The 24,415-nt window shown below is 39.1% G+C and carries 24 protein-coding genes; 19 read left to right on the top strand and 5 right to left on the bottom strand.

Translation table 11 applies throughout. From position 1 onward, the window contains the following. Positions 1–17: 17 nt before the first annotated feature. From ABDV94_RS03495 to ABDV94_RS03485, 3 genes are read left to right on the top strand one after another with little or no spacing between them, the layout of a single operon-like run. Positions 18–1,166: a hypothetical protein gene (locus ABDV94_RS03495; protein WP_343604803.1), complete on the top strand. Its 1,149-nt coding sequence runs from the start codon at positions 18–20 to the stop codon at positions 1,164–1,166. Further along, positions 1,166–2,194, top strand: a complete 1,029-nt coding sequence (locus ABDV94_RS03490; protein WP_343604801.1) for a trypsin-like peptidase domain-containing protein — start codon at positions 1,166–1,168, stop codon at positions 2,192–2,194. Before ABDV94_RS03495 ends, ABDV94_RS03490 begins: the two co-directional genes overlap by 1 nt. A gap of 12 nt (positions 2,195–2,206) precedes the next feature. Then, complete coding sequence (locus tag ABDV94_RS03485) at positions 2,207–3,154, top strand: DNA/RNA non-specific endonuclease (RefSeq protein ID WP_343604799.1); 948 nt, start codon at positions 2,207–2,209, stop codon at positions 3,152–3,154. Between the two features lie 55 nt (positions 3,155–3,209). On the opposite strand, the gene ABDV94_RS03480 is transcribed toward ABDV94_RS03485, so the two are convergent. Further along, on the bottom strand, positions 3,210–3,668 hold the full coding sequence (locus ABDV94_RS03480; protein WP_343604798.1) for a hypothetical protein: 459 nt from the start codon (positions 3,666–3,668) through the stop codon (positions 3,210–3,212). Further along, on the bottom strand, positions 3,665–3,955 hold the full coding sequence (locus ABDV94_RS03475; protein ID WP_343604797.1) for a transposase: 291 nt from the start codon (positions 3,953–3,955) through the stop codon (positions 3,665–3,667). The genes ABDV94_RS03480 and ABDV94_RS03475 overlap by 4 nt, the downstream gene beginning before the upstream one ends. 96 nt (positions 3,956–4,051) lie before the next feature. Between ABDV94_RS03475 and ABDV94_RS03470 the strand changes: the two genes are divergently transcribed. The 5 genes from ABDV94_RS03470 (at position 4,052) to ABDV94_RS03450 (ending at position 9,012) form a co-directional block, all read left to right on the top strand. Beyond that, on the top strand, positions 4,052–4,315 hold the full coding sequence (locus tag ABDV94_RS03470; protein ID WP_343604796.1) for a helix-turn-helix transcriptional regulator: 264 nt from the start codon (positions 4,052–4,054) through the stop codon (positions 4,313–4,315). A gap of 31 nt (positions 4,316–4,346) precedes the next feature. Next, positions 4,347–5,396, top strand: coding sequence for a hypothetical protein (locus tag ABDV94_RS03465; RefSeq protein ID WP_343604795.1), 1,050 nt, complete (start codon positions 4,347–4,349; stop codon positions 5,394–5,396). Positions 5,397–5,740: 344 nt separating this feature from the next. Further along, on the top strand, positions 5,741–7,615 hold the full coding sequence (locus tag ABDV94_RS03460) for a DDE-type integrase/transposase/recombinase (protein WP_343604793.1): 1,875 nt from the start codon (positions 5,741–5,743) through the stop codon (positions 7,613–7,615). Next, positions 7,608–8,270 carry an ATP-binding protein gene (locus ABDV94_RS03455; protein ID WP_343604791.1) on the top strand — a complete coding sequence of 221 codons (663 nt, stop codon included), beginning with the start codon at positions 7,608–7,610 and terminating at the stop codon, positions 8,268–8,270. The genes ABDV94_RS03460 and ABDV94_RS03455 overlap by 8 nt, the downstream gene beginning before the upstream one ends. 121 nt (positions 8,271–8,391) lie before the next feature. Next, on the top strand, positions 8,392–9,012 hold the full coding sequence (locus ABDV94_RS03450; protein ID WP_343604790.1) for a recombinase family protein: 621 nt from the start codon (positions 8,392–8,394) through the stop codon (positions 9,010–9,012). A 29-nt stretch (positions 9,013–9,041) separates the two neighbouring features. On the opposite strand, the gene ABDV94_RS03445 is transcribed toward ABDV94_RS03450, so the two are convergent. The 3 genes from ABDV94_RS03445 to ABDV94_RS03435 all read right to left on the bottom strand — a co-directional run bounded on the left by ABDV94_RS03445 (position 9,042) and on the right by ABDV94_RS03435 (position 12,186). Beyond that, positions 9,042–10,382: a cyclic GMP-AMP synthase DncV-like nucleotidyltransferase gene (locus tag ABDV94_RS03445; protein WP_343604788.1), complete on the bottom strand. Its 1,341-nt coding sequence runs from the start codon at positions 10,380–10,382 to the stop codon at positions 9,042–9,044. After that, the gene (locus ABDV94_RS03440) at positions 10,379–11,572 is read right to left on the bottom strand and encodes an SAVED domain-containing protein (RefSeq protein WP_343604786.1); all 1,194 of its coding nucleotides are present in this window, start codon (positions 11,570–11,572) and stop codon (positions 10,379–10,381) included. Before ABDV94_RS03440 ends, ABDV94_RS03445 begins: the two co-directional genes overlap by 4 nt. Before the next feature lie 266 nt (positions 11,573–11,838). Further along, a complete protein-coding gene (locus ABDV94_RS03435) occupies positions 11,839–12,186 on the bottom strand; it encodes a hypothetical protein (RefSeq protein ID WP_343604784.1) in 348 nt (115 codons plus the stop codon). An 87-nt stretch (positions 12,187–12,273) separates the two neighbouring features. Here ABDV94_RS03435 and ABDV94_RS03430 point away from each other — a divergent pair, with 87 nt between their 5' ends. From ABDV94_RS03430 to ABDV94_RS03380, 11 genes are all read left to right on the top strand, one after another. After that, a complete protein-coding gene (locus ABDV94_RS03430) occupies positions 12,274–13,473 on the top strand; it encodes a DUF262 domain-containing protein (protein WP_343604782.1) in 1,200 nt (399 codons plus the stop codon). Then, entirely contained in the window at positions 13,466–14,188 is a 723-nt protein-coding gene (locus tag ABDV94_RS03425; protein WP_343604781.1) for a hypothetical protein, read from the top strand. Before ABDV94_RS03430 ends, ABDV94_RS03425 begins: the two co-directional genes overlap by 8 nt. 855 nt (positions 14,189–15,043) lie before the next feature. Continuing rightward, positions 15,044–16,699, top strand: coding sequence for a T9SS type A sorting domain-containing protein (locus tag ABDV94_RS03420; RefSeq protein ID WP_343604780.1), 1,656 nt, complete (start codon positions 15,044–15,046; stop codon positions 16,697–16,699). 224 nt (positions 16,700–16,923) lie between these two features. After that, on the top strand, positions 16,924–17,388 hold the full coding sequence (locus ABDV94_RS03415; RefSeq protein WP_343604778.1) for a DUF4268 domain-containing protein: 465 nt from the start codon (positions 16,924–16,926) through the stop codon (positions 17,386–17,388). Positions 17,389–17,412: 24 nt separating this feature from the next. Then, positions 17,413–18,222 carry a choice-of-anchor J domain-containing protein gene (locus tag ABDV94_RS03410; protein ID WP_343604776.1) on the top strand — a complete coding sequence of 270 codons (810 nt, stop codon included), beginning with the start codon at positions 17,413–17,415 and terminating at the stop codon, positions 18,220–18,222. Between the two features lie 42 nt (positions 18,223–18,264). After that, positions 18,265–19,743, top strand: coding sequence for an LptF/LptG family permease (locus ABDV94_RS03405; RefSeq protein ID WP_343604774.1), 1,479 nt, complete (start codon positions 18,265–18,267; stop codon positions 19,741–19,743). Next, on the top strand, positions 19,740–20,906 hold the full coding sequence (locus ABDV94_RS03400; protein ID WP_343604772.1) for a glycosyltransferase family 4 protein: 1,167 nt from the start codon (positions 19,740–19,742) through the stop codon (positions 20,904–20,906). The genes ABDV94_RS03405 and ABDV94_RS03400 overlap by 4 nt, the downstream gene beginning before the upstream one ends. Next, on the top strand, positions 20,896–22,083 hold the full coding sequence (locus ABDV94_RS03395; RefSeq protein WP_343604770.1) for a glycosyltransferase: 1,188 nt from the start codon (positions 20,896–20,898) through the stop codon (positions 22,081–22,083). The genes ABDV94_RS03400 and ABDV94_RS03395 overlap by 11 nt, the downstream gene beginning before the upstream one ends. A 35-nt stretch (positions 22,084–22,118) precedes the next feature. Further along, complete coding sequence (locus ABDV94_RS03390) at positions 22,119–22,493, top strand: hypothetical protein (protein WP_343604768.1); 375 nt, start codon at positions 22,119–22,121, stop codon at positions 22,491–22,493. 53 nt (positions 22,494–22,546) lie between these two features. Next, a complete protein-coding gene (locus ABDV94_RS03385; protein ID WP_343604767.1) occupies positions 22,547–23,761 on the top strand; it encodes a bifunctional 3,4-dihydroxy-2-butanone-4-phosphate synthase/GTP cyclohydrolase II in 1,215 nt (404 codons plus the stop codon). Beyond that, positions 23,761–24,411, top strand: a complete 651-nt coding sequence (locus tag ABDV94_RS03380) for an ABC transporter ATP-binding protein (protein WP_343604765.1) — start codon at positions 23,761–23,763, stop codon at positions 24,409–24,411. Before ABDV94_RS03385 ends, ABDV94_RS03380 begins: the two co-directional genes overlap by 1 nt. The last annotated feature ends 4 nt before the right edge of the window (positions 24,412–24,415 follow it).

Below are 24,415 nucleotides of genomic sequence, written 5' to 3'. Positions count from 1 at the left end.
ACATAAACCACTATACTATGAGTCTTTCAAATGCTTATAAAACCACTAGGATAATTGAAACGATAGAGAACTATTCAATATCCCATGACACCAATTATTCTATAAATGACGAACAAGATGGTTATCATGATTTTGCTACTGATGAAGAGTTCTGGAGAAGAATAATCAGTAAACCTAAAAGCTATTGGAACAAAAAAATTGAGTTACATCGTTTTATTGTTTCTGAATGGGTGGCGAGAGTTCCAGGATTATATTGGGCCGATTATTCCGCAATTTTGAGACGTCATTCTCCAAATGATGTTTTTGAACAAAGTCGTAATTGGATTGAATTTAATCCCCCAGGTAAATCGAAAAAAGTTTTGGGTGGTATTGGAACGATATTGTTGTCTCCTGATATTAATGGTAACGTATTAATGTCTGTTAGTGCCGGATGTAATGCATCAACTGGTATTCCCCTTTTAATTTTTCGTAGTGTTTTAGAAATACTGAACATTCAACAAGGAGATATTGTAGATATAAAGGGAGCAAGGTGGCAACAACTTGATACTGAATGGTCCAAACGTTTCCCTTCAACAAGTGGTATTCCAAGAGGTTTTTTAATAATCGATTCGCCAAATAAAATACAAGTTATTCGTAAGGGGGCACCTATGATTTACCACCCTTTTTCCATAATGGAGTATGAAAAAGGTGATGCTTTATTATATGATTATGTTTATCTAACCGTTGAAGACAAAGGAAAAGATGAACCCGATCGAGAATATATAAACAGTTTTTTTAAATCTTATTCCCAAAAAGAAAATCGGAATGGTCAATATTTAATAAATCCTAACACCGTAGAACCATATTTCGAAACACAATATTCATCCCCTCAAGATTTACAATCTACTGGTGATAGAGCACAACTAAATTTAATTAATGCTCGAATCAGGAATACCAGTTTTAAAGAAACTACTATCGAAGAACTATTAATTGGGTTGCCCAAGCATTACGATTCTAAGGATTCAATTAAAAGATTAGCCACCATGGCAGGAATGAGCAGAGCTCTTTTAGTCGACGATGCTCCTGCAAGAATGTCAGCCCAATTAGTTGATTATTGTTTACAAAAAAATATAATTGAAGAATTAATTGATCGAATTATTGTTGAATACCCAAATATTTTTGAATAATGACTTGGACAAAGAAACTAACTCAATTAAATGATGTACTTGGTGATTTAGTAACATCTCCTGAAGGAATAATGAGATATGCAAAAGATGCAGGGCTTAAACCTTCTATGTTAGTTCAAACCGGTACTCCATTAGATATATGGAATAATGTGATCTCTGAGGCTAACAAAAATGGCAAAGTGGACGATCTTATTAAAGCTGTACAAATTAAATATCCTGATGACCCATTCCTAAAAACAGCTGTAGAAAACCCCGAAATCAACTACTCATTAAGCCCTCATATTGATGAAATCTCACAATGGGAGCCTATTTCTGAAGATACTCTCGAGGTACTTACATTAGAAATCAGTACTCTTCTTCCGATTAATTTTCTAGAACAGGGAATTCTTCGCAGTAGATCTGTGGGTAAAGTGGAAATAAAAAATGGAGCTAATTGTGATGTTGGTTCTGGTTTCCTCTTCAGACTAGAAGGGCAGGAAGAAACTTTCTTCATGACAAATTATCATGTGATCAGTAAAACAAATAAAATTCCCCAAACGCGAATCATTTTCAATTATGAATTGGATATTGATGGTAATTCTAAAGCATCTAAAAGTTTTAAGATCGACCCCAATGGTCCATGGATTTGCTCTCCTGTAGAGGATTACGATGTTACAATTTTTAAACTTATTGCTAACAATGAAGAACTAAAAGAATTTGGATTTATTCCGCTCTTCCAAACAAATATCAGTAAAAATGATTTTGTAAATATTGTTCAGCATCCTGGAGGTCAAATGAAACAAATATCTCTTTACCACAACGTTGTTACAAATATTGATGAGAAACGAGTACAATATCTTACTGATACTTTAAAAGGTTCTTCTGGTTCCCCAGTATTTAATTCGTCATGGGAAGTTGTTGCTCTTCACCATAGCGGTGGAAGCATCAAATCCGATGAACCTTCATTACCAAATGGTTTTAAATCCCGAAATGAAGGAATTCATATTAATAAGATTATAGACTTCATAAAGGAAAAACAGCAATCTTAAATATCTACACATATGAAAAATGAAACACTATTCACAGGCTACAAATCAGATTTTTTACAAACTGGAAAAAATGTAGAAATGCCAATTCTTAGCGAAGATCAAAGATCCGATCTTGCTCCAGTAGATGGAAATCCAGATGGAATTGTCAATTATATTAATTACAGCTTGATGTTATCGGTTTCCCATAAATTTCCGTTTTTCACAGCCACTAATATGAATGGCAAAGATTTTAGAAATCGACCTCGAAAAGATAACTGGAGAGATGACGACCGCGTAAAAAAATACCAATGGGGAAAGACATTGTATAGTGCTGCAAGGAGTGATTTCGATCGTGGTCACATGACAAAAAGAGAAGATGTTCAATGGGGCGAATCAGATGCTATCGCATCTGCAGCTGCGGATTCTACCTTTTTTTACAGTAACGCTGTGCCGCAACATAAAGATTTAAATCAAGTTGTTTGGAGAAGCTTAGAAGACTATATTCTACATTCAGAAACTAAAGAACATAAGCTGCGTGTTTGTGTTTTTACAGGACCAATTTTGAGCGACAAGAACCCTATTTTTGTTACAAAAGTAGATTCCGAATCAGTAAGAATACCAATACTGTTTTGGAAAGTCGTAGTTTTTCCAAAAAGTGATGGAAATCACTATCGAGTTGGCTTTATTATGAGTCAGCGAAGCTTACTAAAAGATAATAAAATTATTAATCAATCAGCCTTCGAACTCGAATCAGATAACATTGAAGATAGACTATTTTTAAATTTTAAAGACGCTGATACTTATCAAGTTAATGTTTCCCTTATTGAACAGCTTTCGGGTTTAAAAATGCCCGAAGCTAAAGATGTGTATACAGATGATCGAAGTATTAAACTAGTACTTGAGGAAGTAGATATTTCTAATGAATTAGAAAGTGATTCTTTAGAATATAGGATTGGTTACTCAATCAATATGTCGCTTTAGCTGAATGTCATAAAGGTAAAGGGTAGGGATAACTCTACCCTTTGAATTCTGTTGATCAATAACTCACAAAATAATAATTCGTTTCCTGACCATCAATTACAATACTCATCGTCATTGCCCTTTTAATTGGAATAATATAGATCCTGGAGTTTCTCAATAATTCATGATTTGGTATTGCTCCAGGAGGAAGCATATAGTTGAAAGCACTATCTGCGTTTATACTTAAACGAAGTTCGTCTTTTCTTCCCCGGTCTGATTTAGCCAACTTGATATCAACTGTTCCTCCGGTAGTTCCACCTTTCCAGGACAATACTTCCTCTTTACTATCAATCCATAGTTTTGTTGTTTCATAGAAAATTTGAGTGGAACTATCTGTATAAATACAAGGGGACGGGTAGGGCTTTTCAAAGGTTCCATCAGACAATTTGAGCAAGCGTTTCTCCCTACAGCTTACAGAGCAAATCAGTATTAATACGATAGGGAATAGGGTTAAAAATTTGGTTATTGATTTCATTTTTCGAGGAATTTGGCTAATTGATAATTGTGTTCTGAAAGGTTGATGTAAAGCCTTCTCAGAGTTTTGTTTTCTTCTTCAATTGGATTCGGTAAATCGGATTTTGATTTCATTCCAGGTTCAGACGAGAATGCTGGCAAAGGGATGGACAGCCTGGTTCTCCAAGCGTAAAACGTTTGGACCGTAATTCCATATTTCTCGCAAATTTCTCTCACGCTAATCCCAGTAGTATTGCGTTCTTTCAATATTTCCTGTTTCTCGGAATCTGAATATCTGACCTTGTACATGATCTTCAAAATTTGGTCAAATATATGAAAAAGCGCTGTTTTTAGCGTATTATATTCAACGTAATTATTACGACGTACAATATTTTTCTTTGGTTCATGGATTCGAAGGAAAAATCAAAGGAGCAACTAAAGGCAGAATTGAGCGAAAAACAAAAGCAACAATTGATCACTTTAGGTCAAAAGCTTAAAGAACTTCGCATCAAAAGCGGCTATTCCAGTTATGAAACATTTGCTTTCGATAAAGGAATAAATAGAGCAAATTACGGTCGCTATGAAAAAGGTGAGAATATGAGGGTTTCTACATTGATTCAGATCCTGGATGCTCATGGATTAACATTGGAAGATCTTTTTAAGAAATAGTTCGCTACTTTCATCCTTTGACAGGACATAAATGAATACCCAAGAAACCGAAAATAACTATTCACAATTAACCCAAGAAATTCTTCAAAAAGATTGGAAGAAGTTTTTGAAACTCATGAAGGTTTTAAAATACAGTTCTCCAGGAGAATATTTGCGCCTTTTTTACGAAGATGAAAAATTATTCCTGAAATCAAATGATCACTATTTGAGATCCAATTTCATCATTCGGAAAAACAATCTAATCATTGGAAAAACGATACCCTGGCCAATCACAGATTGGAGACCACTTTTTATTAGAAAGGTACTTTTTTTCAAATATGAAAAACTATTTGATGAATTGCATGCAGAAATCAGAAAACAAGAATTCTTAAATCCCATCAATTCAACAATTGATCTCGAATTAAAGATTATCCAGTATAAGAGATTGTTTCAGTTTCTTCTTTCAAGAAAGAATATGTATTGGACTAAGGTTCAATTAGAAATTGAAGACATGACTCTGTTATTGCAAGAACGAATTCTAAAAGATAAAAATGAAGTGAGTAATATCGAAAAATCACTCATACCAGTTCCGGAACCTTTAAATAAGAATACATCAAAAGACGAACCTCCATTCCATTATCTTGTTGACGGTATTAAGCTTAATAATAAACCAATTAATGCCACTCGAAAATTAAACCGTCTTGGAAAATTTCTGGTTCAAGAAAAGTTTATTAATGAAGAAGATCTAGAGGCTTTCATCTGTTTATTCCAAAGAAATAGTGTGCGAGTTAATTTCAAGTCCAAAGTTGTATGGAATTCTCATCTTATTGCACTCATCTTTTTGTTCAAAAGCTTAATGGTTTATGGAGTAATCAAAGACCACCGAACAATTTCAAAAAAACTGTCTATCGCATTTCTAAATAATAATAATGGTGAGCCTCTAACAAATGATGATTTTCACCACCTAATTGGTGTCTATAAATTCAGAAATATGAATGTAAAGGAAATGTCAAAATGGGTAGAGGAAAATGGAAATGAAAACATCCGAAAAATTTATCAAGAACTCCGGAGAATATACTTTAATGACCTCGATTTATTATAGTTTGAATTATAGATTCGTTAGTACTTTGTAAAAGCGGCTTCTTATTGTCAGAACTTTGTAGTGATCAAATAAAAAAGATCCCTTAGCTGCTGGCCGGTGAACCTTTGCAAACGGGATCTTTTTGAACTTTAACAATTCATGGTAAAAGTAAACATTTCTAGGATAATATCCTACAGACATCCCTGTGTTTTTTTCTTAAAAATCACAATTCAAGTACGAGTTCCAAAAAGGACACTCAAATCACTGATAATTTTCAGTTTACATCTCTATTTTCTTTAACCTGAAAGCTAAGGCTGGCAGGTTCTAAATCCTTGTCCAGTCTGTTTTCACAATTCTAGTTTCTAATGGATATTATCGCATTGGACAGGGATATCTATGTTCAGATATCGTTCCTGAAAAAGTATGGGGTCAATGAGCAAAGTATAAATAATCAGTTGACCCGGAACCGGAAGAATTTAACCAATAACTATGAACACTTTGCAGATCCGGAAGATAAGCGGATCAAATGGATTCGTTATTCAACGATCTCCTGGAAGATGATCAAAAAGTATCAATTGCCAAGTGAGATCCAGCTCTCTGAAAGTCTTGAAGTGCAAAAATTGGAGCGAATAGAAAAACTCATTATCGATAAGTTTGAGTTCGCTCTACGTGATGGTTTTAAAAACTATATCAAGCTTTATGGTGGTGGATACTTCTATGAGACAGAAGTTATTCATCAATACGCTCGAAATCACTCTGTCTTTCAGCAAATTCAGCAACTACGTGGTTTTTCAATTCCTCTGAATCAAATTTTCAAATTCTATTGCAAACTTCCCAATATGGTGTTTGAAACGGATTCACTCAAAGTGTTCTATCATAAACTCAAAAAATTCGAGCAATACGGACATGAGGCGCTAATTCACAAAAGCCTTGGAAAAACAAAGAACAACCGAAAGCTTACTCAGGCTCATAAAGATAAGATCTCGGAGTTGTTTAAAGCTAAAGAACAATGGTCTTATCGAGTAATCCAGGAAAAGTTGAACAGCTGGGCAATCACAAATGGTTATTCTGAGGTATCGGTTAGCTGTGTAAAACAAGTTTTAGCGGATAAATACATTCAAAATCAATGTAAGCCTTTCCGGAACGGGGAGGAGTGGAGTAAAATCCACCTGGATTCCTTTAGGTTACGCGAAGATGCAGAATCAAACGGGGAGCTATGGCAAATGGATGGATCTCGTTTTCAATTTGCATATCTGATGGAAAATGGCCAACCTGGTTTTCTCATTTTGTTTGCGGTAATGGATATTCATTCCAGGAAAATTATTGGGTATGCTTCTGATAAATCTGAAAATCACAGAGTAGTTCTCTCTGCAGTTCGAATGGCAGCCGAAGCAACCGGCTATCTTCCATCTGAAATACTAAGAGACAATGGTAGTTGCTACAAACATGACAAATACAAAGCCCTTGAAACACATATGGCTGCTCTTGGAACTAACATTCGGATTCATTTGCCTCAACATCCAAATGATAAAGGGCACATTGAAAGCTTCTTTTCAACCTTTCAAACCACGGTTTGCAAAGGAAAATTCGGATATCTGGGAGAAGGAATTAAAAGCAAGCGTGAATCGGGGAGACCTTCCCGGAAAGTTTTATTGGAAGCTATCAAGCGAGAAAACCTTAGAAGTAAATCTGAACTCGAGCAATTATTAGCGGAAGCAATTGCGGAATTCAATTCAAGTTCGATAAATCCTTCCAAAAAAGCTCCTTCGATTGCTTATGCAATAGCCGATACGTGTCAATTTAGTTACAAGCTTTCAGAGAACGAAATTGCTTTAATGTTCTGGAACCGTGTCCAGGAATATCATGTCCGTCAATCAATGATTTTGCTTTCAGAAGGAAGCTTTAGGAATAAACAGTTCCAGTACCTGATTGAAGACGAAGAATTAAGATTACGGTTGAATGGAACAATAGTGATTGTTTGCTACCAAAAAACCGACCGTGACAGAATTAAATTATTCGATCAAAACGAACGATTTATTACAGATCTGCAGTATTCCAAGCCTGTAAAATTGGTTTATCGAAGTAAGGAAAACAAACCTTCGGTTCCATTTGATAATGAACACGTTGATCAAATACCTGGAATAAATAAACGATCACGTGAGGTCCACAACAAGCACCATCTTTATCAAACTCCGGGATCACTTGAAGTAATACTTTTAAAAACAAAAGGCCATGAATGAGTTATTAATCAGTACCACCAATTTCAGTACGATTCAAGGTATTTGTACTGATGCTCATAAGTATTCAAAGATGGTTGCAATTATTGGGTATCCAGGCTCTGGAAAAACTACTGCTTTGGAGCATTACCTGGACAATAACAAAAATGTGTATTACTTGTGCGTTACAGCCAGCATGAATGCAAGGGATTTCTATACCAAATTACTGAATTCGATGGGGATAGAGGGCAAAAGCATCGGAAATAATTTACATGCATTAATCAAACAGGTTTGCTATAAATTGAACTACTCCCAGGAGCGACAATTGTTAATCATTGATGAAGCCGGAAAATTTAAACCCAAATTTCTTGAATACCTTCATGAGGTGAGGGATGCTACACAACACACTACTGGAATTATTTTAGCTGGCCCGGAGTATTTCCAGGATAATATGTTGAAATGGAAAAATCAGGGCGTAATAGGAGTTCCGGAACTTTTTAGACGCATCCAGCATTGGGAACATTTAATTCCTCCATCCAAAAATGAAATTTCGGTATTGTGTAAAGCACACGGTATTGAAGATCTGGAATCGATTAAAGAGATCCAGCGATATGCCAATGAGAATTTCTCTCAAGTCACGTATGCGATTGAAGCATTAAAAATTCGTCAAAAGATGTAAAACAGTGCATAAATAACGACCGTTAAACAACCGATCTATTTTGAACAGGAATAGGTCGGTTTTAACTGCAAAATCATTGCACAAATAGTCGAAATGCTGATTATTTATTCAAACCAAGAAAATGAAAACTATAGGATACATTCGGGTAAGTACCGACAAGCAGGACCTGAACAAACAGCGACACTTACTCCTGGAACATGCACAGCGGATCCAGGTTGTCATAACCGAATTCATTGAAATCGAAATCTCCAGTACCAAATCGGTCCGGGAGCGTAAGATTGACGAGCTCTCTTCCAAACTGGAATCCGGAGATCTTCTCCTGGTTGCAGAATTAAGCAGGCTAGGGCGCAATATGATCGAAACCCTCAATATCATCAATTCCTTACTGGAAAGGGGAGTGGAGATCATCTTTATCCGGCAGCCAGAACTTTCCACCTTCCGGAACTCGCATCATGTAAAATTGCTCCTGGCCATTTACAGTTACTTCGCAGAATCAGAACGAGAATTCATTTCCATCCGGACCAAACAAGGGTTGGTCGCTGCGAAAGCCCAGGGAAAGAAGCTCGGCCGGCCAAAAGGAAGCCAGAACCGAAAGGGGAGGGCGCTAGATCCTTTCCGGGAACAGATCCTGGAATACCAGCAACTCGGATTACCGGTTGCCAGTATTATGAAGATTGTGAATAATCAGTTGGAGGAGAAGTTGAGTTATAATACGTATAAAATCTACCTTAAATTAAATTGATAATTATCATTCAAAAAATGGTTAGTTAACTAAGTAATAATAACTGATTGTCTGTCTCTCGCTACACAAACACCATCTTTAATTATATAACATTCAACAAAATGGTTTCCTTTAAAACTTGTCGTTTCCTGATTAGTTATTCCTCCTGCTATGATTTGCCCCCTTATACTATCTGCCTTGATCGCATGTTGTCCTCTATTCAATGTCTTCCAATAAATGGAAAAAGGTTGTGGAATATTGAAATTTTTAACAGTAAAAGTAATCTGTCTACCACGTCCTACTTTATTACCTTGAGTGTGCAATTCATAATTTCTGTGTCCCACTTTTTTATTTACTCGTGCAATTAGTCGCACCTTATAACTAGGGTTTATATGTAAAGGGAATCCCAAGTCTGAAATTTGCTGTTCAGTATTATTGTAAGCAATAAGGCTTCCGTTGGATTCAGTCGAGCTTTCTTCAGATTTGCTCTCGGGTTTTTTAAAACTATCTCCAAATACTTCCTGCCATTTGCTCAAACTTTTTTCCTTATCCGTTTCTTCGTATGCTTCCTTGATTTTGTCACTGTAGTACATCATTTTTGTCCGGAAAACCGACCAACCTTCCTGATGCCAACGATCTCCAAAATTCTCTCCGGTTTCTCCCGGATCTTCGATAGTCGGCATTAGTTCGTGATTATGAACATATGCTTTTATTTTTTTCATAATTGTATACAAGGTTGTAGGAACATCACTGTAACAATTCTCATCCTCTAACAAGGCAGCATCATTGACCTGCTCACCCAATAGAGTATTTAAAATGATAGACTTGATGGCAAATGTCTGTTTGTAGTCTCGTATATATTTTAAAAGACGTATGACTTTTACAAAGTTGTGCTTTGTTATTCTGTTACGTTCGTCGAGCCACTCTGTATATTTTTCAGGATCCGTCAACTCAAAGTTGTTCTCATGTCGATTGGTAACATATTTTTCATCGTGTCGTTCCAAAAAAGGAACGACATCGATATGAAAGTCATTTGCATATTGAATTGTAACACACCTTGTTTTTCGATGTACTTTATCTCTGTAAGTTTTGTTATCCCTGAAAAATTGATATAATTCCTGAACATAGTCCTCAGCCTCCCAATCCGTATATTCTTTTAGGTAGAGTAAAATGTCGGCATCAAAATCCTGAGTGGATTTTACGGGCTTAATAATCGTCTTATGTGCGTATGAACCTTGAGGGATTACATCAATAAAATTATCCTTGAATTTTTCACTATCGCTTAAAAGGTTTGTAATCGTTTCAGTCCTTTCATCCAAAGTGGTAATCCTGGAAGGATTAAGGTTGACTTCATTTTCCAAAAAGCTTTTAAAGTAGTTCGTTAATTTCATTTCGAATTGATGGTTAAAGTTTTTTTGTAAGAATCTCCAGTGCGATCATAAACAGTTATGGCTGGTTGTGCGTCACGCATTAACCCACGACCGCAGGCTATCGCTGCTGTAACCGGTACCGCTGGAAAAAGATAGATTTCATTGCACGTTTTATGCGAGACTTCTATTTGGCTCAAAAACTCATGATAAGTTTTATTGAAGTTTTCATAAGACTTTTTGTTTCTTAAGATATCGCGATTTGGGGTTGTTTCAACCGGTCTGATTTCATATATATTGGAATTTGTAGAAATATTGGAAGGTAAATCTTCAAAATTAATACTGCCACTGAGAGATAATATTAATGCAACATTTTCTGAAGAGCATTCTTTCAGTTTAATAATTTCAAATGTTTCAGCTTTTTCCTTTACAGACCACATCCAGGTTTCTTCCTCACCACGGTGTTTTTGATAAAGGGAAGATGGAATTTTATCACCAAGTTTATAACCCAAATAAACTAATAAAGGAATACGGCTCATTGCAAAAAGTGAAAGATGTCTTACAGAACCATTTTCCACACCTTCAATTAATGGTCGCAAACTTTTATCGATCATGCTCATACCAATAGACCAGTAAGCTTCCCAATTTTCTTCGGGATCTGGAAGCTTGTTTAAGTCTATTTCAATGCCATGCTTGTCAAAGCTATCAATAAACATAGCAAATTTTTTTTCACTATTAAAAATGACATTTCTGGCATGTTCTTTTGATACTTCTACAGACACGCCCCTGATACCACCAAACATTCTTAAAACAATACTTTCTGAATCTATTTGAAGTTCTGTAAGATGATGTATTCTACGTTCATGATCGGCCTTATGTAACATCAAGCGTTCCAAAGTAAACTCTTCAAGTAGTTTCTTTGTGTCTACGATTTTATGATGATCTGCGCATAATAAAATTAGATTATCAACGGTGTTTCTTTTTTCCAAAGCGAGTGCTGAATTACCTCTAGGTGATTTTTTTGCATTACTCCATCCAACGATATGTGCCATCTCACCAGTGGAAACTTCATAATTCAGGTCAAGCAAATATTTATTGCAGATAGCACAGCGGCCACCTGAACGCACCCATAACTTTACTTTGTCTGGTTCTAATATAGATGGTCTAGTCTCTACGACACGATCGCCAATTTCTATTTTTTTATTTTTAATCACTCAATAGCAGTTAATTAGGAGAGCTAATTTAATAAAGTAATTAGATTTTTATACGATTATTTATTAACACTGCAGCCCCAAAGCCCAAGGAAAGAACTCGGCCGGCCAAAGAAGCCAGAACCGAAAGGGGAGGGCGCTCGACCCTTTCCGGGAACAGATCCTTGAATACCAGCAATTGGTTTACCGGTCGCCAGTATTATGAAGACTGTGAATAATCATTGGAGGAGAAGTTGAGTTATAACAGCTTCAAAGCTTATATCAACAAATTAAATTGAGAACGTTTCTTCGATCAATTCAATATTCTTCAGTTCTAATTGCTGGATTACATCCTCTTTGTCAATACTGATGTGAGAAAAACTCTCCTCTTCAGAACTATCGCGGTTCCAACCAAGATTGGATAATGCAAATTCGACATTTGCGTTCTTAACTTTCTCTAAATCTAAAACAAACTCTTTCAGAGAGAAATTCATCATTTCATCCGCAGCCTCGTTTTTAGGTCCATAAGAGCTCAATTTTAAGGAAGGAATATATACTTGATAAATATCATTGGCCATCCATTTGAATGCAGTGACACTCATTTTGACTATTTGTTCTGAAAAATGGATTTGATTCATGATTTATGAAGTTCTTTTTCAAAATTAATAATCCCTTTAAAAGAATCAGTTATTATATTTATCAACTTAAACTAATCATTGTTCAAAATGGAAAACCGCGTTTACTATGGCCAATATTCGCTTAAACATTGGGTTGAGTTAATTTTACAACAAAATATAATCCTTCCCAATTATCAGCGATACTTCGTTTGGGATGAAAGCCGAGTTAAAAATCTAGTAGAAACATTTAAACAAAAACAATTTGTCCCTCCGATCACAATAGGAGCATTCAAAGTTGATCAATCCAGTAACGTTAATTACATACTCGATGGACAACAAAGATTAACTTCCATTTTTCTTGCATATCTGCAGTTATTTCCAGATAAGTCTGTTTACAAAGCCACCAAAGAAAAATTAATAGAGGAAAGGCTTGCGGATGAAAATGACGATGAGGATGATGAATTAGAGGATGCTTTAGATGATGTTTTAGAATGGGACCTAAGTCAATTGACTAAAAAAGGGAAAAACAGAAGTGGAATTCTTACCGGTATAACACCTGGTAATTATAAAAACATCGACTATCAAGTTGATGAGGCATTTTTCAAAAATAATTACTTAGGTTTTTCGTACCTAGTTCCTGATACTGTAAATCCTCAAGCTCAACAAAGATATTATTCATCTGTTTTCAGAAATATCAATGTCCAAGGACAAGCATTGTTAGCGCAGGAAAGTAGGGCATCACTATATTTTTTAAACGAAGGATTAGTAGACTTCTTTAATCCTGAATTAAGTAAAACCATAACCGTTAAATACATTAATTCAGAGAGTAAAGCAGATTTCGTGAGATTTCTTTCTTTATTATCTCAATATGAAAAAGATGGGAACAATAATAAACTGGCAAGAGGCTTTAAACAAAAAATGGAAAACTACTATGAAGATTACATTTATTCGGTAGTAGGAGAACGAAGTTCACATACGTTTGTGAATTTTGCAGATCTTTTTCCTGATGGAAATTACAAACCAAGATTTGATAAATTAAGAGAATCTTTCGAACAGTTAGACTTTAAAAAACAATTTTCATCGATTATAGATTTAGATTTATATCTCTTTGGACTGATCTATCAAATTGTCTTTAAAGACAAATCAATTGATCTGGCAAGAAAAGAGGATCTTCATACTGCATTGGAATCTAAAATCACAGAATTAAAAACAAGTGACGCTCATAGGAAGGCTCCTGCAGCATTGAAATATCTTAAAGAACGTATCTCATCATCAATTGAAATTTTTAATCGATTTATCCATGAGTAAGCATTCAGACTTCATCCTTTCACCAATCACCAAAATTCTAAATGACATGGTGGCTGCTCATTCTGGAATCGGCGTTGGTATCGAAACCTTCCCGTTAAGTGAATACTCAATGCAAACAACATTCCTCAAAATGACTGGATTTCAGGAACAAAAGATGAAATGTATTTGTTGGGAATTGGCTACTGATAACTTCGAGTACCGGTATCATCGTTTCCGCGCATCTCCTTTAGGAGAATGTTCTACGTATAGAGAAAAACAAGCCGTGTATAAAGACCTGATTGAGGCAATTCTAGGTCTTGATGATACATATGACATCAGCGTTGCAATCAATCGAACAGAGATAAAAAACGATACAAAATCCTATTTAGATGAGATTTTTCTAAGCTCCAATCTCGAATCTTGGACCAATGAAAATTACAACGATTTTCTTAAAGCATGGTCTAATATTAGAAGTAATCATATCGCTGTTAGTACAAGTAAACTATTTGAAAATGTTTTGCAAGACAAGTATGACTTGGTATATCGTCATCGAAATCGTTGCGCTCATAATACTTTTTCTTATCAAGATAATCTACCAACATTGATAACTCTTGTAGACGACAATCATATCTATGAAAATTATTATCTACGATTTTCATTATTAATTTTAATTGATTCAGTCTTTCGAAAACTCTACAAGAAATATTTGGAAGTTTCCCAAGTCAATTTTGACTAGGATTCATATGTAGAATTCCACATTTTAAAATAACCAGATTCCACTTTTTAAATTAACCACCACAATTGGTGTAAACAATTAGGTAGTTAAATCCATGAATGAAAAAGATTTTTATCGCGTCCTATAATTACTATTATGTTAAATAGAGTAACGTTTCTCATTTGACATTTATTGCCCATCTCCAAGCTTCCGTTCAATCGCATCCTCCAGCTCATTCAATTCAAACAACTTCCTATACCTTCTTTCCAGGAATCCCGCCAAACTTTTGCTTATGGACATCATTCATACTTAGCCGATTTATTTGCAGGAAAATTTCTTTCACCAATTCATCCGGATGTTGATTCGTGCAAATCCATTCTACGTGCACAATTCCTTACACAAAAATATCTGTGCGATTCTCCGTGCGTTCATTTAATCACTGGCAAGCATTTTCCGGGTTTATATGATCCTGGAAAATCTTCGATCATGTTGGCTCATCCGGAACCAATCTCTATGCGCCATACTTTCAACTGCTCACACTACAACTCCCGAACATCCAATTTATAGAAACTCCCTCAAAACCGAGCATTTTGAAATTCTCGTATTTCTGCACAACGGATCAGTTGAAATCCTACATCAAATTCTAGCGACTTATCTTATGTTAAATAGAAAAGAATGGGAATTCATATCCGAATCTAGCGTATGCAACGGGCAAAATGACATTTTTTGCGATTTATTTCAGAACTCTCAATACAGTAATATTCCTTCTGAAAGCCCTGTTTCTATTGATAAGTCAATAAATAATCTTTCAATTTCCAGCCAACTTTTCTCTCACAAAAAGAGTCTTGATGCTACAAACCCAATGAGAGACTATTTATGAGAATTTTACTACTATGCACACTGTTGTTGACAGCGAATGCCTTTTCGCAACACCTGGACTCAACATTCAATTCAAACGGCTACCTCCCCTACCAGGGACCAAATTCCAATAGTGAAGGAAACCTGGGATCCGGTATGGCTTCTGCCATTCAACCCGACGGAAAGATTGTAACCGTGCTGTACAGGGATCCGAATTCACCGGATTTGATGTTCTATGTTTACCGCTACCTGCCCAATGGTATGCCGGATCCCACTTTTGGGAACAATGGAGCTGCCAAAACGTTCTGCGGACAAGCCACAGTTGGCTATGATGTGGAACTGCAGCAAGACGGAAAAATCGTTGTGATCGGAGAATCCGAATACTGTGTGAACGGAATTTGCGGAGCCAAACAGTTCATTATGATGCGTTTTAAAACAAATGGAAGCCTGGATTCTACCTTCGGAAATAACGGACACTTGCTCACCAGCGACGTATTCGGAACCACAGGAACGTATTCCATTCCGAAAAGCCTGCACATTCTTCCGAACGGAAAATTCCTGGTTGGTGGAAGCGGACCCGGAGGAAAACCGGCCATCGTTCGCTTAAATCCGAACGGATTTCCCGATAATACATACGGAACCAACGGGTATTATTCGGTCAATGTACCCCGCGTTGAATTTAAGGATATGGCCATCGGACCAAACGGTGAGGCTTATGGCTTGATGTTCGTTGATACCTGGGATCAAACAACGCATACATATGATTCTGCCAACTATTCGGATAACATGCTTTTCAAGCTGACACCAAACGGCGCGCTGGACACAGGCTTTGGTACAAACGGTTTTATGACCTTTAACACAGACAATACCGATCGGCCGTTTTCCATTGCGTATACTAATTCCGGAAGGCTCCTGGTTGCCGGTTACAACATTTCAGAAAACTACTACTATTCCACGATGAGCTTCAGTGGTTACGGTCAAATCAACAAAGCTTATGTGGCTTTCGTGAATAACAACGGAACACTGGATACAAGCATTCCGAACGGGTTTGTTACTTTCGATTTCCAGGAAGACAGCGCCACATTCTTCAATAAAATCATCGAGCGCAGTCCGAATGAATACCTGGCATGCGGATTTACAACAGACTACGTAGGCGGAAATTTCCAGAACAAAGGACTGGTTGTCAGTATGACCAACCAGGGACAGCTTAATACCTCATTCAACGGAAACGGCTACATGATTTTCGACCATGGCATGGTAGGAACATCCGGCTGGAACGGGAAACTGGCAAATTTCATGGACGTAGATTTAACCAGTGACAACGGAATTCTCCTGACCGGTTACCGGAATCCAACGGCTGGAGCAACCAAGGGAAGTATTTACCTCCTGAAACTGACTTTCGGATCACCCGGAAACCTCAGTGTGACCGAATTCAATAAAGACGCTGAATTCTCGGTATATCCGAACCCGGTGAAAGGCGGCAATTTTGCTATCGCAACGGAAGAAGCCGCAGGAATCGAGCTGATTTCACTGGATGGACGCGTCCTTTTCCGCAGCGAAGTGCCTGAAGGAATTTCTGAAATTGTACTGAACGGAGAGTACACAGGAATTGCTATCCTGAGAATGCAGACAAAAGATGGAAAAACAGGAACTCATAAACTGATTTTCGAATAACATAACAGAGCCGAAAGGTATTTAAAGATTGGAAATCCGGGTTCGGAAACTGCGAAAAGGTAGTTCCGGAGCCGGATTTTTGTCATTTGTAAAAAGATACTCCGGGAATATCTGTCTGCACGTATTCAGGATTCTCATACAAGAGATAAAATAACTTCTCCTTGTTTACGTTTTGGATTTCGTTTTATATGACAACCCGCTAAACTTTCTTGTATTTTTGTAACATGTACACCAAAGAAGAACTCCGACAGCTCCGAACCGATTTCTGGAATCAATTCAAAGTGAAGATGCAAAAAGTCAAATCTTCCAATGGACGCAGAATGAACTGGCTGGCATATCCTTCCGAAGTAAAAGACATTTACATCCGCATTGATGCAGACGGAAAGGGAGCGCGTTTAACCTTTGATATCCAGGGAAAAGACGAAGGAGTACGCCAGATTTTATGGGAACAGCTGCAGGAATTAAAAGTAGTCCTGGAATCGGAAATGGGACCGGAAGGTGTTTGGATCGAACGTGCTTCATCTTCCTCTGTATCGGAGTTTAACCGCATTATCTGGGAACGAAACGACCTGAATTTTTTCAAACAAGAAGATCATCCTGAAATTCAACGCTTTTTAGCAGATCGATTGATCCACTTTGACGCCTTTTACCAGGAATTTAAGGATATCTTGATAAATCTGGCAATGTAGCCAAAGTCTTTGTATTTTTGCCTTATGTTAAAACAACTAGCTCTTTTTTCAACAGTCCTGGTTTCGGCTCTTTCGCTGAATGCACAGACAACGATTTTGAACGAAGGTTTCCAGCAGGGAATCCCGGCAAACTGGACCATTCTAAAAGAAGATTCCTATACCGAAGTGGATTCTCAGTTTGCACCGGGATGGATTACTCTGGCAGATCCGGACGGATCAAACGATTCGGTTGCCGCTGCAACATCGTATTTCACAACAAGTGGAGCCGCTGACCGCTGGCTGATTACTCCTCCGATTACCCTTGGAACATACGGAAACCTGGTGAAGTGGAAAGCCAGATCGTTCGACCCGAGCTATCCGGACACCTACCAGGTACTGATTTCAACAACAGATACGCAAATCGCCAGTTTCAACGATACCATTTTCCGCGTAGAAGGTGAATGGGAAGACTGGACGGATCGCGAGGTTAATTTATCGAACGAAGGATATTCCAGCGGACAAACGATTTACCTGGCATTTGTTTTGAAAACAAGCGGCGGATTCAAACTGTTTCTCGACGATATCAACGTACGAAAAGACGATCCGCTTGCCGTAAACGAGCAATTAGTGAAAACAGACATCAGTATTTACCCGAATCCAACACGGGATTTGATTCGTTTTTCGGCTCAGGATGCATTGAAACAAGTCACTGTTTATACTACTGCCGGAAACCTGGTTTACAGTCAGGAAAACGGTTCGGATATTTCCCTGGCGTCTTTTGAACAAGGCATGTACCTGGTTCGAATGACAACAAATACAGGTCAAATCATCACGAAACGCATTCAGAAACTCTGATCCGCAGGAACACAATAGTCGCCCAAAAACTGTATCAGGACATTGAAAAGACTCACTGTTTTTAGCATAAAATCCTTCGCAGGTCCGTTTGTGGTCACCTTCTTCATCTCGATGGTCATGCTGATCATGCAGTTTACCTGGGTGTACATTGACGACCTGATGGGAAAAGGATTGAGCACTGCAGTGATCATCGAATTGATGTTCTATGTTTCGGCCAGTTTGATTCCGCTGGCGCTGCCTTTGGCAATTCTCCTGAGTTCCATTATGACCCTTGGAAACCTGGCGGAAAACAACGAATTGACAGCCCTCAAATCATCCGGGTTATCCTTATTCAGGATTCTGAGACCGCTCACTCAAACCGTCATACTCATTGCAACAGCAACATTTTTCTTCTCGAACTATGTGATCCCGGTTGCAAACCTGAAATGGCACTCGATTATTTTCGACATCCAGGAAACCAAAGTCGGGATGCTACTCACACCAGGCTCTTATTCCAAAGAAATCGACGGTTACGCCATCAAAGTAAAATCAGGTAAAAACAATACGTTTTACGGCATTACCATTCACGATTATACCAATCCGAATATTCTCAAAACGGTAAAGGCAGACTCCGGAACCGTCTACAAAGGTGATAACGGAAGATACCTGCTTTTCCATCTTTCTCACGGAATTGTTCACGAAGAACTACAGGCACAGGCCCCCGTATTCACCAACCAGGGAAAACCATTCCGAAGTGGCGATTTCAGGCCGAGCAGAACCACACAGTTCAAAGCCGCAACCTACAAAATGGAGTTGGTAGGGTTCAATTTCAATAAGTCGGACGAAGAATTGTTTAAGAACGACTTCGAAATGCTCAATGTCTTCCAGATCAGCGAAGCCAAGGACTCCATGCAGCGCAAACAAGACCAAATGCTGTCGGATTTTGCAAAGAACAACCTGAACAACCGTCCGTTTACACAGTCTGTTAACTTTGAAAAGATCAAAAACCCGATGCACAAACTCAACGGAAATGCTCAGGAGATCGAACAACTTCAGGCGATTCCGGAAAAAGTGATCAAACTTTCGGATCTAACACCAAAAGAACGTGCAGCTGCCGTTAATACAGCCATTATGAGTGCCCGGAGTATGAGCAGCACTACGATGGATCAGGCATCGATGACAACCGTTCTGTACAAGAATTACAACCTGTTTCAAATTGAATTTCACCGCAAGTTTGCACTTTCGGGTGCCATTATTGTTTTGTTCTTTGTAGGAGCACCGCTCGGAGCCATTGTCCGCAAAGGAGGTTTCGGAGCACCGGTTGTGATTGCAGCACTGCTCTTCATGGTCTACTTCGTACTCTTCAGCGTCGGGGAAAGCCTCGCAACCGGTGAAGTCGTATCTCCGATTCTGGGCATGTGGCTTCCAACCATTGTCCTGATCCCGATTGCCTGCATTTTGATGACAGCGGCGGCCAACGACATGAAGGTTTTCGATAAAAAATTGTGGAGTTACATCCTGAGTTTCGGACGACGCAGATGAAAATACTGTACATTGCACCGAAATCTCCTGCTCCCGTTATCGACGGAGGATGTTTCGCCATGATGGAATGCCTGAAAGGTTTGAGTACCATTGCAGAAGTCGACGGAATCATTCTCGAAACCTACAAACATCCCTACACCAAAGAATCCGAACGCATTTTAGGACAATACCTTCGTAAACAAACGGTTGTTCCGATGAAGACCGAAGTGAATCCGGCGGGAGCTTTGGTGAATTTCATCCGGCGGAGAAATTACAACCTTTCGCGGTTCAAATCGGATAAACTTTACCACATCATCGCGGAAAAACTGCGTGAGAAATACGATTACATCGTGTGCGACAGCCTGTTTGCGGCGGCACAACTGAGTCATTTCGATATGCAGGAACTACCTCCGGTAATCATCCGCTCTCACAACGTGGAATCGGAAATCTGGAAACTCCATGCTTCGCTCGAAAGTTCTGTCATGAAACGCTTTTACCTGCGTCAGCTGGAGAAAACACTCCGAAAAGAAGAAATTGACATTCTGAACAAAGCAGCGGTTCTTTGGGCTATTTCCGAAGAAGACCGAAGCTGGATGCTTCAAAATACACAGCAGAAAAACGTTCTGTTACTCCCGGTTTCAGTTGATTTACATCCTGAAATCCAGGTTCATTATGACCGGAATTCCTTTTTCCATCTTGGTTCAATGGACTGGAAACCCAACCAGGAAGCCGTTCAGTTTCTGGTGAAGAAGATTTGGGTTAATCCGGAAGTTTCGTCATTCAAATTGTTCATTGCCGGTTCCAAAAGTGAACATTTCAAGTTCTACAACTCTGATTCAATCGATGTAGTGGGCTGGGTAAAGGACAGCAATGCGTTCATGGCTCAATCCGGAACACTGGTTACTCCTATTCTTTCCGGAAGCGGCATCCGTATCAAGCTGCTCGAGGCAATGGCACTCGGAATTCCGTGCATTACAACGGCTCTCGGTGCAGCTGGAATTGACGTTGAAAAATCCGGGATTCAACTTGCAGAATCGGCAGAAGCTTTTACAGAAACAATCCTGAAATTCCATGAAAATGCCGGATTAAGGCAAGAATTGGGTGAAAAATCGCGCGATTATATCTTAAAATATCATAGCTTTGAAAGCTGTATCGCAGTAATCAAAGAAACCCTTGAAGGCTAAAGAGCATATTCTGTTTATCGTTTCCCGCTTCCCCTACCCTTTGGAAAAAGGCGATAAATTGAGGGCATTTTACCAGCTGAAAGAACTTTCCAAAGACTATCATGTAACGCTCATTTGCACTTCAGACCTTCCCGTTTCCGCTGAACATCTGGAGATTGTAAACCAATACTGCAGTCGCATTCACATTTTTAACCTGTCGAAACCAGGGCTTTTGTTTCAGTTATGTACATCGTTTCTAAGCTCCAAACCTTTCCAGGTACAGTATTTCTACCGGAAATCCATTCACCGGAAGATCCAAAAGATCATCGCAGAATTACAGCCAAAGCACATTTACTGCCAGTTGATTCGTGTTTCGGAATACGTTAAAAACGAGCACCTGATTCCAAAAACACTGGATTACATGGACGCGCTTTCCAAAGGAATGGAACGCCGGATTCAGACCGAACCCTGGTACAAAAACTGGTTTTACCGCGTTGAAAGTAAGCGTTTGAAGCAATATGAGCGCCGGATTTTCGACTATTTTGAGCACAAAACGATCATTTCGGAACAGGATCGCAAATTGATTTATCACCCGGAAAATGCGCAGATTGTAGTCGTACCTAATGGAATCGATCAGGCATTTTTCGAAGATTTAGCCCTTCCGAAGGATTACGACCTGGTTTTCACCGGAAACTTCTCCTACGCTCCGAATATTGAAGCTGCGGTTTGTCTGGCAGAAGAAATCCTGCCACGGATTCACCAAAAAGGAATTCCATGCAGACTACTTTTATCCGGAGCAAGCCCGGTGAAAAAAGTACTTGATCTGCAGTCGAAAGATGTGCATATCAGCGGTTGGGTGGATGACATCCGTACCAGTTACCAGCGCTCCCGGCTCTTTGCTGCTCCTCTTTTTATCGGCACAGGGTTGCAGAATAAACTACTGGAGGCGATGGCCAGCGGGCTTCCATGCATCACCACTTCATTGGCAAACAACGCACTGGGTGGTATCAACTACGAAAACATCCTATTGGCAGAAGATATCGACACCTTTGTCGAAAAAATAACCGAAGGTTTAGTTAATGAAGGTAATTTTAGTTCCATTGCACTTCATGGAAAAAACTACATTGAACAACACTATTCATGGGAAAAACAAACATTAAAACTGTTACAACTCCTGTATTCGCCCCCCTCCTGTTAGCTTTTTTGTTTTTCTCGTGCTCCAGAAAGGATCATTTGCCTCACTGGATCGGAGGCAACTGGGTAACTTCACTTGATAACGAATTGATTCACGAGAACTGGACGGTTCACAACGGTCACCTGTCGGGACAAAATTACATGGTTTACGAAAACCGCTTCCAACGCGAAAAATTGCGCATTTTCGAGCACGAAAACCTGCTTTGCTACCAAATTGTGATTGACAAGGACACCCTTCTGTTTACATGTGATAATTACATCGATGCAGACACATTAACATTTGTAAATAATCAGAATTCCTTCCCCAAACGGATCAATTATGCCCGTGGAAACGGTTCGCAAATGTCGGTTTGGATCGGAAACGCCGAAAATGACCCGCACGGGATTTTCTTTACCTTTAAAAAAGTTAAATAGTTTACCCCGATTGCAGAATTCGGAGTAAATTTGTGATACTTTATTAAATCCTTATGTCAGGAAAACTAAACACAATCGAAGAAGCGATTGAAGATATAAAAGCCGGAAAAGTAATCATCGTTGTGGATGATGAAGACCGCGAAAACGAAGGCGATTTCATTGCCGCTGCAGAAACGGTGACTCCTGAAATGATCAATTTCATGGCAACCCACGGAAGAGGACTCATTTGTACACCGCTTACCGAATCCAGATGTAACGAACTGGAATTAAACCTGATGGTTACAAACAATACGGTTTTACACGAAACCCAGTTTACGGTTTCCGTAGACTTGATCGGTCACGGATGTACAACCGGAATCTCTGTTTTCGACCGTGCAAAGACCATCAAAGCATTAGTTTCTGAAGACACCAAGCCGGAGGATCTGGGACGCCCCGGACACATTTTTCCGCTTCGTGCCAAAAAAGGCGGTGTTTTGCAACGAACAGGACACACGGAAGCGGCAGTAGATTTGGCGCGTCTGGCAGGGTTTAAACCTGCAGGAATCCTGGTGGAAATTCTGAACGAAGACGGATCCATGTCGCGTTTGCCTCAATTGATGGAAATCGCGAAGAAATTCGACCTGAAACTGATTTCCATTGCGGATCTGGTTGCTTACCGCATGAAGCACGAATCCCTGATCTCACGTGAAATCGAAGTGGAAATGCCTACAGAACATGGTGATTTCAAATTGGCTGCTTTCTCCGTGAAATCCAACGGACAAGAGCACCTGGCACTGATCAAGGGAACCTGGGAACCGGGAGAACCGATTTTAGTGCGCATGCACTCGTCTTGTCTGACAGGAGACATTTTCGGTTCTTGCCGTTGTGACTGCGGACCACAGCTCCATCACGCGATGAAAATGATCGAAAAAGAAGGCAAAGGAGTGATCGTTTACCTGAACCAGGAAGGTCGCGGAATCGGATTGCTGAATAAATTGAAAGCTTACAAACTTCAGGAAGAAGGATACGATACGGTTGAAGCAAACCTGAAACTCGGGTTTAAATCAGACGAGCGTGAATATGGAATCGGAGCTCAAATCTTGCACGAATTGGGTGTTTCCAAAATCCGCCTGATGTCAAACAACCCGAAAAAACGTACCGGTCTGATCGGATATGGTCTGGAGATCGTTGAAAACGTTCCGTTGGAAGTGGGACGTAATGCTCACAACGAAAAATACCTTCAGACCAAGGTTCAGAAAATGGGACATTCTCTAAAACTGGACAAATAATGCTGATTGCAAAGGGAATCCAAAAGAAATACGGACAACTGGAAGTTCTGAAAGGAATCGACCTGGAAATTCAATCCGGGGAAATCGTTTCGATCGTAGGTTCATCCGGAGCCGGTAAAACAACGCTTCTTCAAATTTTGGGAACGCTGGACAAACCAGACTCTGGAACACTTACATTAAACGGTGTGAATCCTTTCAGTTTATCTTCCAAAGGTCTTGCCGGATTCCGGAATCAGAAAATCGGGTTCATTTTCCAGTTTCACCAGCTGCTTCCGGAGTTCACAGCGCTTGAAAATGTGGTGATGCCGGCACTGATCGGTGGAAAAAGTATGCCGGAAGCAAAAGAACGCGCTTCCCTCCTACTGAAAAAACTCGGACTTCAAAGCCGGGAAAGTCACCAGCCTGCGGCACTTTCAGGTGGAGAACAGCAACGTGTGGCAGTAGCAAGAGCACTGATGAATGAACCGGATATCATTTTTGCAGATGAACCTTCCGGAAACCTGGATTCTAAGAATGCAGCCGAATTGCACCAGCTTTTCTTTGATTTGAGAGAAGAATTCAAACAGACATTTGTGATCGTCACCCACAACAACCTCCTGGCTGAAATGGCAGACCGATCCATCGTAATGGCAGACGGGGCACTGGGATAAGTTA

The sequence above is a fragment of the Fluviicola sp. genome, assembly GCF_039596355.1.
In the GTDB taxonomy this organism is placed as follows: domain Bacteria; phylum Bacteroidota; class Bacteroidia; order Flavobacteriales_D; family Crocinitomicaceae; genus Fluviicola.
This window is presented reverse-complemented; position numbering and strand designations above follow the sequence as displayed.